Source organism: Paraburkholderia oxyphila NBRC 105797 (assembly GCF_000685075.1).
Taxonomy (GTDB): Bacteria; Pseudomonadota; Gammaproteobacteria; order Burkholderiales; family Burkholderiaceae; genus Paraburkholderia; species Paraburkholderia oxyphila.
Genome location: NZ_BAYD01000040.1, coordinates 70860 through 85420 on the forward strand (window position 1 = coordinate 70860; position 14561 = coordinate 85420).

Genomic DNA, 14561 nt, shown 5'->3' on the forward strand with positions numbered 1-14561 from the left:
GCGCCCAGGTGGGTTCGTCTGTTCACCGTCCCTAAACAGGAGATCATGATGCCCACCGCCAAAGCTCAACCCGGCAAGACTTTGCTTGATCCCAGCAATCACACGCTGATCATGATTGATCACCAGTCGCAGATGTCGTTCGCCACCAAGTCGATCGATGCCGTTTCGCTGCGCAACAATGCTGCACTGGTCTCCAAAGCGGCCAAGGAGTTCAACGTATCCGTGATCCTCACGACTGTTGCCGAAAAGTCGTTTTCCGGTCCAATCTTCGACGAGATCCGCTCGGTCTTCCCCGATGCGAATGTGATCGACCGCACGACCATGAACACGTGGGAGGACGGGCGTATTGCTGAGCGCGTCAACGCGATCGGCAAGGACAAGATCGTCCTCGCGGGTCTGTGGACGTCGGTGTGCATTGTCGGTCCGGCGCTTTCCGCACTCGACCAGGGCTTCGAAGTCTACGTGATCGCCGACGCCTGCGGCGACGTTTCCGATGAGGCTCACGAACGGGCCATGGAGCGGATGACGCAGTTGGGTGCCCGCCCGATGACATCGCTGCAATATCTGCTCGAACTGCAACGGGACTGGGCTCGCGGCGAAACGTACAACCAGACGGTCGCAACGTCGATCGCGCACGGCGGCGCGTATGGTCTTGGCCTTATTTACGCGAAAACGATGTTCGGGGCGAGCGAAGGACACTGAGCTCGCACGCACCGCACGACAGGCTCTCGCGCCCGTTGCCCATGGACCAGACGGCCATTTCGAACGGCGCTCCCGGGACGCCGCCTGCTTTCCAGCCGGCGGCGGCCACACCTGCGCCCGAGCACGTCCGTGCGTTGCTGATCGGCCTCGGACTCGCGACGGGAATGGAGTTCTACACGTTCGACAGCGTGAATCTCGTCCTCACGGACCTCACGGGTACACTCGGTGTTTCCGCCGACGAGGCCAGCTGGATTCTTACCGTCTACAGCTGCTCGCTGTTTCTCGGTGTGCCGATATCGATCTGGATGGCGGGCCATTTCGGCTACAAGCGTTTCCTGCTTGGCACCGTATGCGCGTTCGCGGCCACCTCCATCGGCTGCTCTCTCGCGCCTGATCTCGATACCATGTTGTTCTGGCGCGCCCTGCAAGGACTGGCCGCAGCGGGCCTCGTCGTGTGGTGGCGCGCCAGCATCTACGTGCTCATGCCCAAACCTCAGCGCAGTCCCTCACTGATGCGCGTCTCGACGCTGCTCTATCTGTCGAGCGCCGCGGGACTGCTCGCGAGTGGCTACATCACCGATCACGCCAACTGGCGCCTGATATTTTTGCCTAACCTCGTGTACGCCGCCGGCGCATTGTGGCTGATCTCACGGCACTTCCCCGACCAGCCCAAGTCGGGTTCTGAGCGCCTTGTCTCCACCGACTGGCCTGGGATCGTCCTCCTTGCCATCGCGCTGATCGCGCTGCAAGTGATACTCAATCGCGGCGAAATCGACGACTGGTTCGGCTCGGCACAGTTGCGCACGCTCGGATTTGTCTGCGCCGGGGCGTTGGTGCTCTTCGTCGCGTGGCAGACAAGCAGCGTCAACCGGACCCCGCTGCTCTGTCTCGATCTCCTGCGCGACCGTCACGTGCTCTCGTCCGCGTTGCTCGGGGTGCTCACTGGCATGATCCTCTCGGGCAGCGTCTTCGTCCTGCCGGAATTCCTGCGCAATGTCGCGTCGAATACGCACAGCGCCACCCAGACCGGCCAGATCATGTGCGTCTATGCACTGAGCGCGGCCGCGATACGGCCGCTCATGGTTAGCTTCATCGCGCGCGTGGGGCAACGCAAGGCCATCGCCTTCGCGCTCGCGATGCTGATCATGTCGATGCTGATCTGCAACCGTCTTCTGACCACCGCGACACCCGGCTGGTACTTCGCCTTACCCCTGTTTCTTTACGCGTGCTGCCTCTCACCGCTATTGCCGGCGGTGGGTAGCGGTACGGTGGCGCGCATCGAGCAGAACAAGCTCCTCGATGGTGTTTCGCTGTACATGACGTTTCGCCAGTTCGGCGCGTCGCTTGGCGTCGCCCTGCTGACGATCTTGCTCTCGCATCGCGAAACCTTGCATTCAGCGCGCCTCTTCGAACACGTGCGGCACGACAACATCGTGACGCGAGCATGGCTTTCGACAGTCTCGAGCACGCTCACGACGCACGGCGGTTATGCGCCCTTCGAGGCACAGCAGGCAGCCGTGCGCCTGCTCGCAGAACAGGGCGCCCGCCAGGCGGCGGCGTACGCCTACGCAGATGCGTTCGCATTCATGGCCGTCGTGGGCGTGGTTGCGCTGTGCATACTTCCGATTGTTCCGCCTACCCCTGTGCAGGGCAAGTAGGACTATCGCCGTGAAACCGCGACATTTACCACTGACCGCGACGCATGCCCCGTGGGAGGAGCGATGAGCGAAGCTCCGCCCGTAGCGATGCCCAATGACACGCGCACGACGACGGGGCCGCAGAAGCCGGCGCAGGAGCCGGCACCTGGCGCACCGAAGCCGAACCGGCGGGCCTGGCTGATTGCGGTCATCGGCATCATCGTACTGATCGCCGCCACGCTGTATTTTTTCCTGCCGGGACTCTACGAGCAGGAAACGGACGACGCGTATGTCGATGCACACGTCGTATCGATCATCCCCAAGGTGCCGGCCTACGTCCGGCAGCTCAATTTCGACGACAACAGCACGGTAACCGCGGGGCAACTCTTGATCGAACTCGATCCGCGGGATTATGCGGTCGCACTGGCACAGGCTCAAGCCAATCTGGCCAATGCAGAAAGCAAGCTCCAGGAAGCGCGTGACCAGATTCCGGTGGCGGACGCACGCATCGCGCAACAGCGCGCAGAACTGAACGTCGCGCAAGCGAATTCCAGACTTGCGGACTCCAACCTGAAACGGCTGCAATCAGTTTCAGACGTGCGTGCAGTGTCATCGGAGCGGGTCGACGAAGGTACAGCAGCGGCGCAGAGCACGGGAGCGAACGTCGTAGCCTCGCAGGTGAGCATCCAGGCGGCCGAAGCAGCGGCGAAACTCACGCGCACTCAAGCGCTCACGGCCGAGGCTGCGGTCGCACAGGCACGCGCGGCACTTGCCCAGGCGCAATTGAACCTGTCGTACACGAAGATCTACGCCCCGGAAACCGGCAGCGTGGCCAGAAAAAGTGTGGAACCCGGCAACTTCGTCCAGCCGGGGCAGTTGCTGCTCTCCATCGTGCCAGAGCGGCTCTATGTGATCGCAAACTATAAGGAAACGCAATTGACTCACGTGCGGCCGGGTCAGCCAGTATCGATTCACGTCGACGCATTTCCCGGCGTCAAACTGCACGCACACGTCGACAGCATCCAGCGCGGCACCGGCTCGCGCTTTGCGCTGCTGCCACCAGAAAACGCCACAGGTAATTTCGTGAAGGTCGTGCAGCGCGTGCCCGTGAAAATCGTATTCGACGATTCCGCCGACGCTCAGCGCTGGATCTCTCCGGGAATGTCTGTCGAGACCCGTATCTTTACCCTGGAGCCCCCAAGATGGCTCGGCTTGTTGAACTAGCCATCGCATGGGGGCGACTCACAGACGAGCGGTCTCGCGTTTTGGCCGCGCCGCTGGTCTGCGCCATTGCCTTTCTTGGCGCATGTACGGTTGGCCCGGATTACGTCCCGCCCAAAGCAAGCCTGCCGGCCAGCTACAGCGAAGCAGCACAATCGACTTCGAATGCGCCGCCTGCGGCTTCAGCACTTGAAAGCACCTGGTGGATGAACTTTGGCGACCCCGTTCTGAACCATCTGATCGATGAAGCTCAGCAAACGGCCCCGGATCTCGCGGAGGCCGAAGCGCGAGTGCGCGAAGCGCGGGCATTGCGCGGCGTGGCCGGTGCTGCTGAATATCCCGAGGTCGAGGCGGGAGCCGCCTATGCGAGAACCCATGGCAGCGCGAACGTGCCAGTTGGCGTACCACCCGGTGGGCTCGGCCAGGGTATCGACGGCAATCTGTGGCAGGCTGGCTTCGACGCCACGTGGGAAATCGACGTGTTCGGCGGGACGCGTCGGCGCATCGAAGCCGCCAATGCGGCTTACGCGGCTTCCGTGGCCGAGCGCGGAGACGCCGTCCTCACCCTGGACGGCGAAATCGCCCGCGACTATGTCGCCCTTCGGGGCGCACAACGCCGGCTCGCGGTTGCTCAGGAAAACCTGTCAATCCAGCGTGACGCCTTCGCGCTCACGCGCTCCCAGTTTGACGCTGGACTAGCTTCGCGTCTGGACGTGCTGCGGGCACAGGCGCAAGTCGAAGCGACTGAAGCCGAAATTCCGACATTCGTGACCGACGCGCGAGCATCGATCTACCGGATTGGCGCACTCGTAGGTGTCCCGCCCGAATCGCTGCTGCCTGAGCTCGACCCACCCCAGCCCATTCCCACGCCGATTACGGACGTGCCCGTCGGTTTGCCGTCAGACCTGCTTCAGCGCCGCCCCGACATTCGCGCTGCGGAGCGGCGCCTCGCGGCGGCGAATGCGCGCATAGGCGAGGCGAAGGCCGACCTTTACCCTCACTTCTACCTTACCGGCGCGGCGGGACTCGAAAGTCTCGACGCCTCGACCTTTCTCACCGCACCAAGCCGCTATCTCTCGATAGGCCCCGCCATCAGCTGGCTTGTCTTCGACGCGGGCAAGGTCCGATTCACGGTTCAGGCTCAGGAAGCCAGCACTGACGAAGCTGCGGCCCAATACCGGCGTGTCGTGCTTGGCGCTTTGCGGGACGTCGAGACGGCGCTGGTTGCGTATGGTCAGGCAAAGGTACGTCGCGAGAATCTGGCCGCCGAAACCTCGGCTGACCGCGACGCGGTGCAGATAGCAGAACGACTTTACGGCCAGGGCCTGGACGACTTTCTTCCGGTACTCGATGCGGAGCGGTCTCTTTACGTGGCAGAAGACAAACTCGCACAAACCGATCGTGACAGGGATATTGCACTGGTGGCGCTTTACAAGGCATTGGGTGGCGGTTGGCTCGACGCCACTGCTCCGGTCGCTTCGAGTTCCCCCGCGAAACCGTGATGGACCTCGGCCGGTGTGCACAGTTCGCTCAGGAGATCATAGAGATTACGGATGTCACGTGCTCTCGATCGCGGGTCGAAAATCGCAGCAAAAGGTTGAAGGTGGCTGCGAGCTTGAGCGCGCAGGCCCTGCCTGACAAGCAGCCGCGCGAGCGCCAGGGTGGCACGCAGCGCCCACATCGATGCCCGATGTTCACCAGCGATGCGAATGGCTGTCTCGAAGTGTCCTCGCGCGCGTGCCTCGTGCGAGACGGCCTCCTCGGTCGTTGCGCACCGTGTCGCCTCTTCGAACTCGACGATACCCATCACACGCCAGATTTCCGGCACGAACAGCTGCTCGCCATGACCATCGCACCAGGCGAGCGCATCGGCAAGCCGCCTTTTCGCGTCGGCGGCGCGCCCACAGCGCGCGAGAGAAGCTGCGCATTCGCCGACGAACAATGTCAGCACACGGCGAAAGCCGCGCGCAAGCAGCGCGTCGAGGGCCGCTTCGAATGACGGCAATGACCGGCTGCCGTCTCCGGCCAGCTCGTCGCGTTGAGCGCTCAGGCAATCGCAATACTTGCACCACATGTCCATGCGGTGAAGGGCCACCTGCGAACGCAAAACGTCCAGATAGCGGTCCACTGAATGCAGATCGCCGGTCATCAAGGCGAGCGGCACAGCGACCGCCGCCAGCACATGGCTCAGGGAGGGTTCTAGTGTTTCGGTCCGCACGAGATTGACTGTCTGCTCGACCATCTTCATCGCGCGGTCGGGGTCGCCCTGGATCCAGGCGATACGCGCCAATGTCCCGTGACTGAAGATGAGCGGATCCACGGACAAGCCGCCCCTCGGGACCTCATGCTGAAGGGCCTCCAGGTGCTGGATACCTTGCTCGAGATTCACGCGCGCCTGTTCATGCATGCCGAAGCAGTGCAACGTGACCGCAACGAGCTGATCGCCGAGGATGCGCTGCCATTGCGTCCCGTGCTCGGTCGCAAACTGGCGGTAACGCATCGCATAGCCCATTGCGGTATTCATGTCGGCGAGCGAGATCATCGTATTCCAAAGACCCCAGATCGCCTTGGCCTGGTAGTCGAGATCTCCGGTCCGCGAGGCGAGTGCCAACACCCGCTGCCAGAGCTGTGCCGAGCTGCTGACGGGCCCTTTCGTGTTTGCCAATGTCGAGGCGAGCGTTGCACACAAATGCATCTCGCACGCCGGGTCCACCGAGTCCGGGGGCAACGCGTCGATCGCATCGACAGCCCGGCCCGCTCGTGCGCAGCACTCGTCCACGAGGGAGCACTCGAGCAACGGCCCCACCAGCGCCCCTGCGAGAGCGACGCCAAGCCGACTATTGCCCACCGGCGAAAATGCCCAGTCGAAGCTATCGCGTGCATCGTCCAACGCGTGTCTGAGATCGATTTGTCTCGACGGCGCCCCGGCTTTACATCCGTCCAGCGGGCACTCCTCGAAGCTCTGCTGGATAAACCTCGCATGACGTTCGGCGGTACGCTGAACCTCGCCCTCGTCCTGCAATTTTTCCAGCGCATAGGCGCGGGTCGATTCGGACAGCCGGTAACGCGCGACGTCATCTTCAAACTCGACATTGAGCAAGGACTTTGCCGTCAGCTCACCGATGCCCGAGATGACCGCGGCCATGGTCATAACGTCATCCATGGCGACCGCGCATGCGGCTTCGAAGGTGAATCTGGCGGCGAATACGCCTAGCCGGCGGAACAGCTTGCGCGACGATGTATCAAGCAGCGCGTAGCTCCAGTCGAAGGTCGCCCTGAGCGTCTGATGTCGGGGTAATGCGTTACGCTTTCCCCCTGCAAGCAATTGCAGGCGATCGTCCAGGTGCGCGTAGACGCCCGCCACTCCTAGCGCTGCAGAACGCGCCGCTGCCAGTTCGATCGCAAGCGGAATGCCGTCGAGCCGTTGGCAGATCACGCCGACGAGCCGCACGTTCCGCTCGTCCGTCCCGACACCGCGCCCCAACGACTGCGCCCGCCGCATGAAGAGCTGGACTGAGGGGCAGGTATTCAGGTACTCGAGAGGCGCGTCGTCAGACGCGACGGCGAGTGGCTCCACGCGGTAAATCGATTCGGAGGCAATCCTGAGCGGTTCCCGGCTTGTCGCCAGTACGGTGACCGCTGGGTAATATGCGGCTAATGCATCAGCCAACTCGGCGACAGCTGCAACCACATGCTCCGCGTTGTCGAGTATCACAAGACACTTTTGCCGTGCGAGGCGCTGCGCCAAGGATACGGCACTCGCCGCGCCGTCGGCAAAGCGAACCCCGCACGCCTCGGCTGCCGCCGATACGACCTCTCCCGGTTCGCCCACCGGCGCCAGCTCTACGTACCGCACACCGTCCGCAAAACGATGTCCATACTCGCGTGCCGCGCGGATTGCGAGACTCGTCTTGCCGATGCCGCCTGCGCCAACGAGCGTCAGTACAGGTGACTCGCCTAGCAGCGCACCGATGTCCGCTACGTCTGTCTCACGCCCAATTAGTTCGCCCTGTGCCGGTATATTGTGGAGCTGGTCACGCGTTGCAGAGCCACTCGGTCCCACGCTCACGGGCTCTAACCCGACCAACTGGTAGCCGCGTCCGGGTATCGTGCGGATCATGCCGCGATCTTCACCCAGCGCCTTGCGTAGCACTGCGATCTGAACCTGCAGGTTGTTCTCTTCGACGACGGTATCGGGCCAGACGTGGCTAATAATCTCGTCCTTCAAGACGAGCGAGCCACTCGCATCGATCAAGAACTCCAGCACATCGAAGGCACGCGAACCGATGCGCAGCGGAAGGCCGTTTTCGGTTACCTCTCTCCGCTCGAGGTTAACCCGCAGTTTGCCGACCTGGACCATCGACGATCTACCCTCGCGGTGTGCCACTATCTGGATGTTCTCATAGTAGCCCCTGCGCTTGTCCGACACTTGCCTGAACCGGAACGATGGCTTGCCTTAACTCGCACGGGCTGGATCGCGACCCGCACCGTCAATGGCGATCTACTCGTCGCTGCCGTGCGGCACACTGCGCAAATCGTCCGACGAAAGCGTCGCACTTTTGCCAGCCGCACGATATTCACTGGGCGACAAAGCAAACTGCTCCCTGAAGCAACGGCTGAAATGTGCCGAGTCCACGAAGCCCCACGACAGCGCGACCTCGGTCACGCTTCGATGAGCGAGGCGAGGCGCGGCGAGGTCGCGTGCGCACCGTTCGAGGCGCAGCTCCCGCAGGTAGGTCCGGTACGGCGTTTCGGCATCGCTGAACAATCCGCTCAAATAGCGCGACGAAACGCCAAGTGCGGCCGCCACCCTATCGAGTGAAAGATCGGAGTCGGGCAGATTCTGCGCAATAAAGGTCTTCGCGTAATGCAGGATCGCGGCGCGCCGAGCCTGGCCGTCAGGTGTCGGCGTGCCGATATCGTGCTCCACCGCCATGGCGAGGAGGTCAAGCGCCTGCTCACCGATGCTACGCGCGTTCTCGCCATTGAGTTGCCCCGCCATGGCGGCAACGCTGCGGATGAAATCCATCGCCAGTTTGGCGTAAGGATTGCTCGATTCGAGCTTGAGACCAGCCAATGCTTCGACGCGACTAAAGTGGGAGGGCAAACGATCCTTGGGCACATGAAACCAGACATAGCCGAAGTCGTTAGCGATGTCCTGCTCGTAGGGTCGCGCAGAATCGATAAACGATAATTCTCCAGGCCGCACACATCGCTCATAGCCAGCCTGCACGAAAGCAAGCTTGCCGCTTGTGGGTATGTAGATGCTTAACGGACAGGTGTCCGGATCGCCGATCTGACGTGCCTCGCGCCGCACATTGAGATTCGTTACGCTGCTCGACCCTATCGGCATCCCGTCGATCGCGCTGCGCGCCGTTCGATAATGGAACGCCTCTTCATAGCTGGAGCGCACCGTCACCGGCAAGAACAAGTTCGACGCCTGATCACGCCACAGCGCGAAGCGGCGAGTGGCGGGCAATTCATCCGTGTCGAAGACGCTGAACACCGTGGGCGCTCCTTGGAATCGGGGTAGCGAACCTTCTAAAAGGAATCCGGGCGAAAAATAACGGCGAAATGCCGTTCACCGCTGGTGTCCGCAGACAATTCACCCGACAAATTGCTTGCTCACAGCACCGCCACGCGCGCTGTGTGCCACCCGCCCATTGTTGAACAAGCACGGGTCGCCGCCTCCGCATTTGCTTATTCGCTTTGCATCATGATAGTGCATACCGCAGACGTATGTACCGGCAATGGCCAGCCGTTGCGCCGCCAGCACCACCGGAGACGTAAGATTTGCCAGCCCCCTGTTTCGGTAGGCTTGTGATACCGAAATGCGAGCTAACACACAGCGGAGCAGTTCGGCGCTATCCTCTCCACTCTCCACGAGCGACCGCTGCGCGGCGTGGTTCCATTTCTCGCATCATTGAGCGACAGCGTGAATCTCTGCGATATACCCTCCCGGGAACTGAACGATCGCGGCCTCGCGGCCGTCTGCCTTAAATGGCTGCACCAGCACGGTAACACCCGCAGCCTGTGCCTTCTTTAGCGTTTCGCCAAGGTCACTCACCTCATATCCTGTCAACTCGCGCCCATAGGGCCATGGCAGGTGACCATCGGTCACGAGTACGACCATCCTGCCAAAGCCCGATTCGATACGAACACGGCGGTATGTTTCGTCTGGCCGGCCAATCTCCACGCCGGGGGCACTCCGCTCGTCAGAAACAACCTTTCCATGTGAAAACGCGACGAAATCCCGTATGAGTGCATCGGCCCGCTCATGCGAAACATACACACGGTTTTCCGGCACGGTCTGCAATGGGTCGTAATGTGGCGCCTGCGTGTGCCAGTACAACTGCATATTCAGGCCGCCTGGCCACGAGATGATCACATCACGACCGATAGGGTCAGGAAATGTCTCGGCCATCACGTCCGCGCCATGCGCCGTGGCGGATTTGACCGCGGCGTCGATATCGTTCACGAGGTAGCCTGTTCTCTCTGCGCCGAACGGATAGGGCACCGGTGTCTTGAAGCCGAATACCGATATCGTTCCGACAGGCGTAAAGACGAGCTGCGACATGGTCTGACTCGGCGTCGGCGTGACCTGGAAGACACCCTGTCGAGACTTGTGGCCTCCGAACGTCGCGACGAAGCTGTCCGTGAAGCGGTCAAAGTCGTCGGGCGATACGTAGACATGCGTCGTATCGTACTGAGGTCCAACAGCGAAGGACGTCCCTGTCGCCGCCTTCGAATTCACTGGAGACAAAACGACGACGCCAACTACGACGAGCAGCGTTGCTATCCATACGCGGAGATTAGGCATTTTTATCGTCCTCTTATCGGCGCTTGCGGTCTGCGAAATGTCATATCTATCCAGGCCGACGTCGCCTTCTTCTCGCATGTTCGCGGCGAATTCGGAGCGCAAAATCATCGGGAAAACACCTGGTCCCGAGACGACGAATGCGGGCTATCGCCGTTAGCGGCAGTAGCCCGCACTTAACCGCTCCACTTTCACATCGCAAGACGCGAGCGATTTATCAAGTTCAGACAGCCCAACAAGAGCAGCCGAGCGCTCCCCAGAAGCCCTTAAGGTCCGAGGTGGGTACGCTGCGCGACCATGCTCGAGCATGCGCGTGGCCGTGCACACCGCACGCCTTCGCACAGCTACAGGCCAGTTCTGCCGCACGCTGAAGTGGCGCGCTTCCTGTGCGCTGTGTGGCTCCCCAGCCGCCATATCCACCCCACGCTCGCACAGGCGACCAATCGGGCATCGCGGGCGGAACTGGCGCGTCATGCGGCGCAAATGGGCCAGCGCCGTATACAATCTTGCCGCCCACGATTGTCAGGAGTGAGGTGGTATCGACAATATCCCCCTCGGGGCACGTCATGTAATCACGGTCGGGTACGATCAGATCCGCGAACTGTCCCGCCTCTATGCGCCCCTTCTTGCCCTCCTCATTTGAGAACCAGGTCACGTTCTCGGTCCACATGCGCAGCGCCGTTTCACGATCGAGACAGTTGCGCTGCGGATAGATCCGCAGTCCCGCGAGTGTCTTTCCGCTCACAAGCCAGGAGAGCGACACCCATGGGTTGTAAGAAGCCACTCGTGTAGCATCCGTGCCCGCAGAGATCCGCAGGCCCCTTTCAATCATGTGCTTCACCGGCGGCGTTGCCTCTGCGGCCTCTGCGCCGTAGCGTTCGACGAAGTACTCCCCTTGGTAGGCCATGCGATGCTGCACAGCCACTCCGCCACCGAGCGCCGCGATGCGATCGATGGAGCGCTCCCCGATCGTTTCCGCGTGATCAAAGAACCAATTCAGTCCCGCGAGGGGAATCTCCTTGTTCACACGTTCGAATACGTCCAGTGCGCGGCTAATCGTCTCGTCGTATGTTGCATGCAGGCGCCACGGCCAACGATTCTCCGCGAGGATGCGAACAACGCCCTCCAGGTCCCCTTCCATCTCTGGAGTCATATCCGGGCGCGCCTGCCGGAAGTCCTCGAAGTCGGCTGCGGAAAAGACCAGCATTTCACCAGCTCCGTTGTGGCGAAAATAGTCCGTGCCCTGCTTGTACTTCGACGTCTTCGTCCAGTTCAGAAAATCTTCCTTTTCTCCCTTGGGCTTTTGCGTGAAGAGGTTATAAGCCAGGCGGATAGTCAGCAGCCCTTCGTCCGAGAGCTTCTGGATCACCGCGTAATCGTCGGGGTAATTTTGGAATCCGCCCCCCGCGTCGATCGCGCCAGTCACGCCCAAGCGGTTCAATTCGCGCATGAAATGCCGCGTCGAATTCAGTTGATACTCGGGAGGCAGCTTGGGTCCCTTCGCAAGGGTCGCATAGAGAATTCCCGCATTCGGCTTTGCGAGTAGCAGGCCCGTCGGATTGCCAGCGCTGTCTCGCACGATTTCGCCGCCCGGGGGTTCCGGTGTGTCCTTCGTGTACCCCACTGCGCGCAGCGCCGCTCCGTTGAGGATTGCGCGGTCATAGAGATGAAGCAGGAACACGGGCGTATCGGGCGCGACGGCATTCAGTTCGTCGATGGTCGGCAGACGCTTCTCAGTGAACTGATGTTCCGTGAATCCGCCCACTACGCGTACCCATTGCGGTGGCGGAGTAATCGCTACCTGCGCACGGAGCATCTCCATCGCGGTGGCAAGCGAACGGACGCCATCCCACCGCAGCTCCATGTTGAAATTGAGGCCGCCACGGATGATATGCAGGTGATTGTCAATGAGACCCGGAAGTACCCGCTGTCCCTGCAAGTCGATCACACGCGTTGCTGCGCCCGCTTGCTGCATGATTTCGCCCTCGCTACCGACTGCAGTGAAAACGCCATTGCGGATAGCCACAGCGGTCGCTTCGGGCTTCGTGCGGTCGAGTGTCGTGAACCGGCCGTTATGCAGGATCAGGTCGGGCGTATCGACGGACGGGCTGGTCATGATCTTTTCTCCGGCGTGTCAGTGGTGGCGACGCTCGTCGTGCGTCGGGTGAGTGGCGGGCCGCCAGGCAGGGAGCCGAACAGGTGCTGGTTGCACTTTGACTCTTGCCACGCAGTGTGAAAACCTGAACCAGAGAGCATCTGCTTCGCCACAGGAATGATCTGCTCACCACCAAGGATGCCGAGCAGTCCGACGAGGGCGACTAGCGGCGGCGCAGGCGAGCGTACGTGCAGCAGGCTATAGACCATGCCGACCAGAAGACCGGCGGCGAGAGAAAGTATGTACGGTTTCATCGGCACGATCTCCTGATGGCATACCGGCTATGCATTGAACGCGAAACGGCGCGAAGCCGCAGACAAGGCGCCAAGTTGAGTACAAAGCCGCGAACTAACACGCATCGCGGCAAAGTCGGCCCGTGCAAAAGGACTGGCCTCTAGGTTGACTTGGGGCCTGTATGCCTCGAACAACCACGACCTGTGTGTGCCGACAGGGAAAAGATTAATCGCTTTGCCTGAGCGGTGACGTTTCGCTGCGCAAAGCTCTATGCGATGTGCGCACGTACCGAACGCCAGCACGTTATCTAACATAATCGCACGCGCGAACAGGCCGTCCCGACGCGGCGAACCATGTATCTCGGAGCAAGTGGGCTCCGCTCAGCTTGCCTAAGGATTTTTCAGGTGTCGTTCAATAGAATGGCTTTGTGAACAACTGACTGGTTCGCTTGCCGTTGTGTCGACGAGCCGGCGGTCAAGGCAGTCTGCGGGCCTCGTACTACATGAGAACTGTTCAGGCGTGGAGTCGTGCTTTCACACCGATGATGGAGTCGGATAATGGATATGCTATGTGCTCTTGCTTCGTTGTTGTTATTTCAGTGCCTTGGCGAGGGTGTGTCGTATGTCCTCAAGCTGCCGATACCAGGCCCCGTAATTGGCATGCTCCTGTTACTCGGTTTTCTGTCAATTCGCCCCCAAACTGCCAACGCGATCGAGCCGACCGCGCTTGAGCTACTGCGCCATCTATCTTTGCTTTTCATCCCGGCCGGCGTCGGCATTATGGCTTCCGCTGGATCGGTGAGCGGACAGATCATTGCGATAGTCGCGGCAATCGTCGTCAGCACTACCTTGGCGATCGTCGTGACGGCGCTTGTGACCCGTGCGCTCTTACGCCGGCAGCAACGCACGGCTGCCACAAGGGGAGCAGCGCAATGACCTCCATCCCGAAAATCGGAGCAATCTGGGTCTACCTTGCGGCATCGCCGCTGCTCGGCTTAACGCTAACTCTGCTAGCCTACCTCTTTGCCATGACGGTGTACGCGAAGGCACACTACAATCCGATGGCCAATCCTGTATTGATTGCCGTTGCGCTCGTCGTCGCGCTCCTCGAATTCACGCATACCCCGTATGCCACATATTTCCAGGGGGCGCAGTTCGTCCACTTCCTGCTTGGTCCCGCAACCGTGGCCCTGGCAGTGCCCCTCTATCGCCAGTGGTCGAACCTGAAACGAGCTGCACTGCCCCTGATTGCCGGCCTGGCCGCGGGATCCCTGACAGCGATCGTTTCAGCTGTCGCCACCGCGGAATTACTCGGAGCCTCCGCTCAGACGCTCTCTTCGCTGGCTCCGAAATCGGCGACCACCCCCATTGCGATGGCAGTCGCATCCGAAGTCGGCGGCTTACCTTCATTGACCGCAGTATTGGTGATTTCCACCGGTGTGCTGGGTGCGGTTACCGCGCGGCCAATCCTCAACCTTCTTCGCGTTACCGAGGCCGAGGTCCGCGGATTTGCGCTCGGAGTGGCGTCCCACGGAATAGGTACCGCACGTGCCTTCCAGGTCAGTGAACAAATGGGTGCCTTCGCAGGGCTCGGAATGGGCTTGAACGGCGTGTTCACCGCGATCGTCGTGCCGATACTGCTGCCTTTTCTCACGCGATGGCTTTAGCAGGCTGTTGAAATTGGATACGGTGTAAACGGGCGCTGCGGGCTGTGCGTTAGACATATCGTGTTCATGACCTTGGGCGGACGAGAGCGATGCGCGGAATGGATGAGATGCAAGAACCTCTGTTCACAA

At 61.2% G+C, this 14561-nt stretch carries 11 protein-coding genes; 6 read left to right on the forward strand and 5 right to left on the reverse strand.

Annotated features, from left to right (window positions below):
- Positions 1–48 precede the first annotated feature (48 nt).
- From BO1_RS23870 to BO1_RS52460, 4 genes are read left to right on the forward strand one after another with little or no spacing between them, the layout of a single operon-like run.
- Positions 49–702 (forward strand): hydrolase, encoded by a 654-nt coding sequence (locus BO1_RS23870; protein ID WP_028219709.1) that lies wholly within the window; start codon positions 49–51, stop codon positions 700–702.
- Between the two features lie 41 nt (positions 703–743).
- Positions 744–2360: an MFS transporter gene (locus BO1_RS52450; protein WP_245643886.1), complete on the forward strand. Its 1617-nt coding sequence runs from the start codon at positions 744–746 to the stop codon at positions 2358–2360.
- A 51-nt stretch (positions 2361–2411) separates the two neighbouring features.
- A complete protein-coding gene (locus BO1_RS52455; RefSeq protein ID WP_156992373.1) occupies positions 2412–3563 on the forward strand; it encodes an HlyD family secretion protein in 1152 nt (383 codons plus the stop codon).
- Entirely contained in the window at positions 3542–5062 is a 1521-nt protein-coding gene (locus tag BO1_RS52460) for an efflux transporter outer membrane subunit (RefSeq protein WP_052409575.1), read from the forward strand. Before BO1_RS52455 ends, BO1_RS52460 begins: the two co-directional genes overlap by 22 nt.
- On the opposite strand, the gene BO1_RS52465 is transcribed toward BO1_RS52460, so the two are convergent.
- The 5 genes from BO1_RS52465 to BO1_RS23910 all read right to left on the reverse strand — a co-directional run bounded on the left by BO1_RS52465 (position 4990) and on the right by BO1_RS23910 (position 12786).
- A complete protein-coding gene (locus BO1_RS52465; RefSeq protein WP_156992374.1) occupies positions 4990–7920 on the reverse strand; it encodes an ATP-binding protein in 2931 nt (976 codons plus the stop codon). The two genes, BO1_RS52460 and BO1_RS52465, sit on opposite strands and share 73 nt — an antisense overlap.
- A gap of 141 nt (positions 7921–8061) precedes the next feature.
- Positions 8062–9066: a helix-turn-helix domain-containing protein gene (locus BO1_RS23895; protein WP_028219710.1), complete on the reverse strand. Its 1005-nt coding sequence runs from the start codon at positions 9064–9066 to the stop codon at positions 8062–8064.
- A gap of 414 nt (positions 9067–9480) precedes the next feature.
- Positions 9481–10380 carry a glyoxalase/bleomycin resistance/dioxygenase family protein gene (locus BO1_RS23900; RefSeq protein WP_028219711.1) on the reverse strand — a complete coding sequence of 300 codons (900 nt, stop codon included), beginning with the start codon at positions 10378–10380 and terminating at the stop codon, positions 9481–9483.
- Between the two features lie 220 nt (positions 10381–10600).
- Positions 10601–12493 carry an amidohydrolase gene (locus BO1_RS23905; protein ID WP_028219712.1) on the reverse strand — a complete coding sequence of 631 codons (1893 nt, stop codon included), beginning with the start codon at positions 12491–12493 and terminating at the stop codon, positions 10601–10603.
- Entirely contained in the window at positions 12490–12786 is a 297-nt protein-coding gene (locus BO1_RS23910) for a XapX domain-containing protein (protein ID WP_028219713.1), read from the reverse strand. The genes BO1_RS23905 and BO1_RS23910 overlap by 4 nt, the downstream gene beginning before the upstream one ends.
- A gap of 543 nt (positions 12787–13329) precedes the next feature.
- Here BO1_RS23910 and BO1_RS23915 point away from each other — a divergent pair.
- Positions 13330–13701 carry a CidA/LrgA family protein gene (locus BO1_RS23915; protein WP_028219714.1) on the forward strand — a complete coding sequence of 124 codons (372 nt, stop codon included), beginning with the start codon at positions 13330–13332 and terminating at the stop codon, positions 13699–13701.
- Positions 13698–14432, forward strand: a complete 735-nt coding sequence (locus BO1_RS23920) for an LrgB family protein (protein ID WP_028219715.1) — start codon at positions 13698–13700, stop codon at positions 14430–14432. Before BO1_RS23915 ends, BO1_RS23920 begins: the two co-directional genes overlap by 4 nt.
- Positions 14433–14561 lie beyond the last annotated feature (129 nt).

Coding starts and splice junctions, on each gene's coding strand:
- BO1_RS23915 (WP_028219714.1), top strand. CDS start 13,330: ATGCTATGTGCTCTTGCTTCGTTGTTGTTATTTCAGTGCCTTGGCGAG.
- BO1_RS23870 (WP_028219709.1), top strand. CDS start 49: ATGCCCACCGCCAAAGCTCAACCCGGCAAGACTTTGCTTGATCCCAGC.
- BO1_RS52460 (WP_052409575.1), top strand. CDS start 3,542: ATGGCTCGGCTTGTTGAACTAGCCATCGCATGGGGGCGACTCACAGAC.
- BO1_RS23920 (WP_028219715.1), top strand. CDS start 13,698: ATGACCTCCATCCCGAAAATCGGAGCAATCTGGGTCTACCTTGCGGCA.
- BO1_RS23900 (WP_028219711.1), bottom strand. CDS start 10,380: ATGCCTAATCTCCGCGTATGGATAGCAACGCTGCTCGTCGTAGTTGGC.
- BO1_RS23905 (WP_028219712.1), bottom strand. CDS start 12,493: ATGACCAGCCCGTCCGTCGATACGCCCGACCTGATCCTGCATAACGGC.
- BO1_RS52450 (WP_245643886.1), top strand. CDS start 744: ATGGACCAGACGGCCATTTCGAACGGCGCTCCCGGGACGCCGCCTGCT.
- BO1_RS52465 (WP_156992374.1), bottom strand. CDS start 7,920: ATGGTCCAGGTCGGCAAACTGCGGGTTAACCTCGAGCGGAGAGAGGTA.
- BO1_RS23910 (WP_028219713.1), bottom strand. CDS start 12,786: ATGAAACCGTACATACTTTCTCTCGCCGCCGGTCTTCTGGTCGGCATG.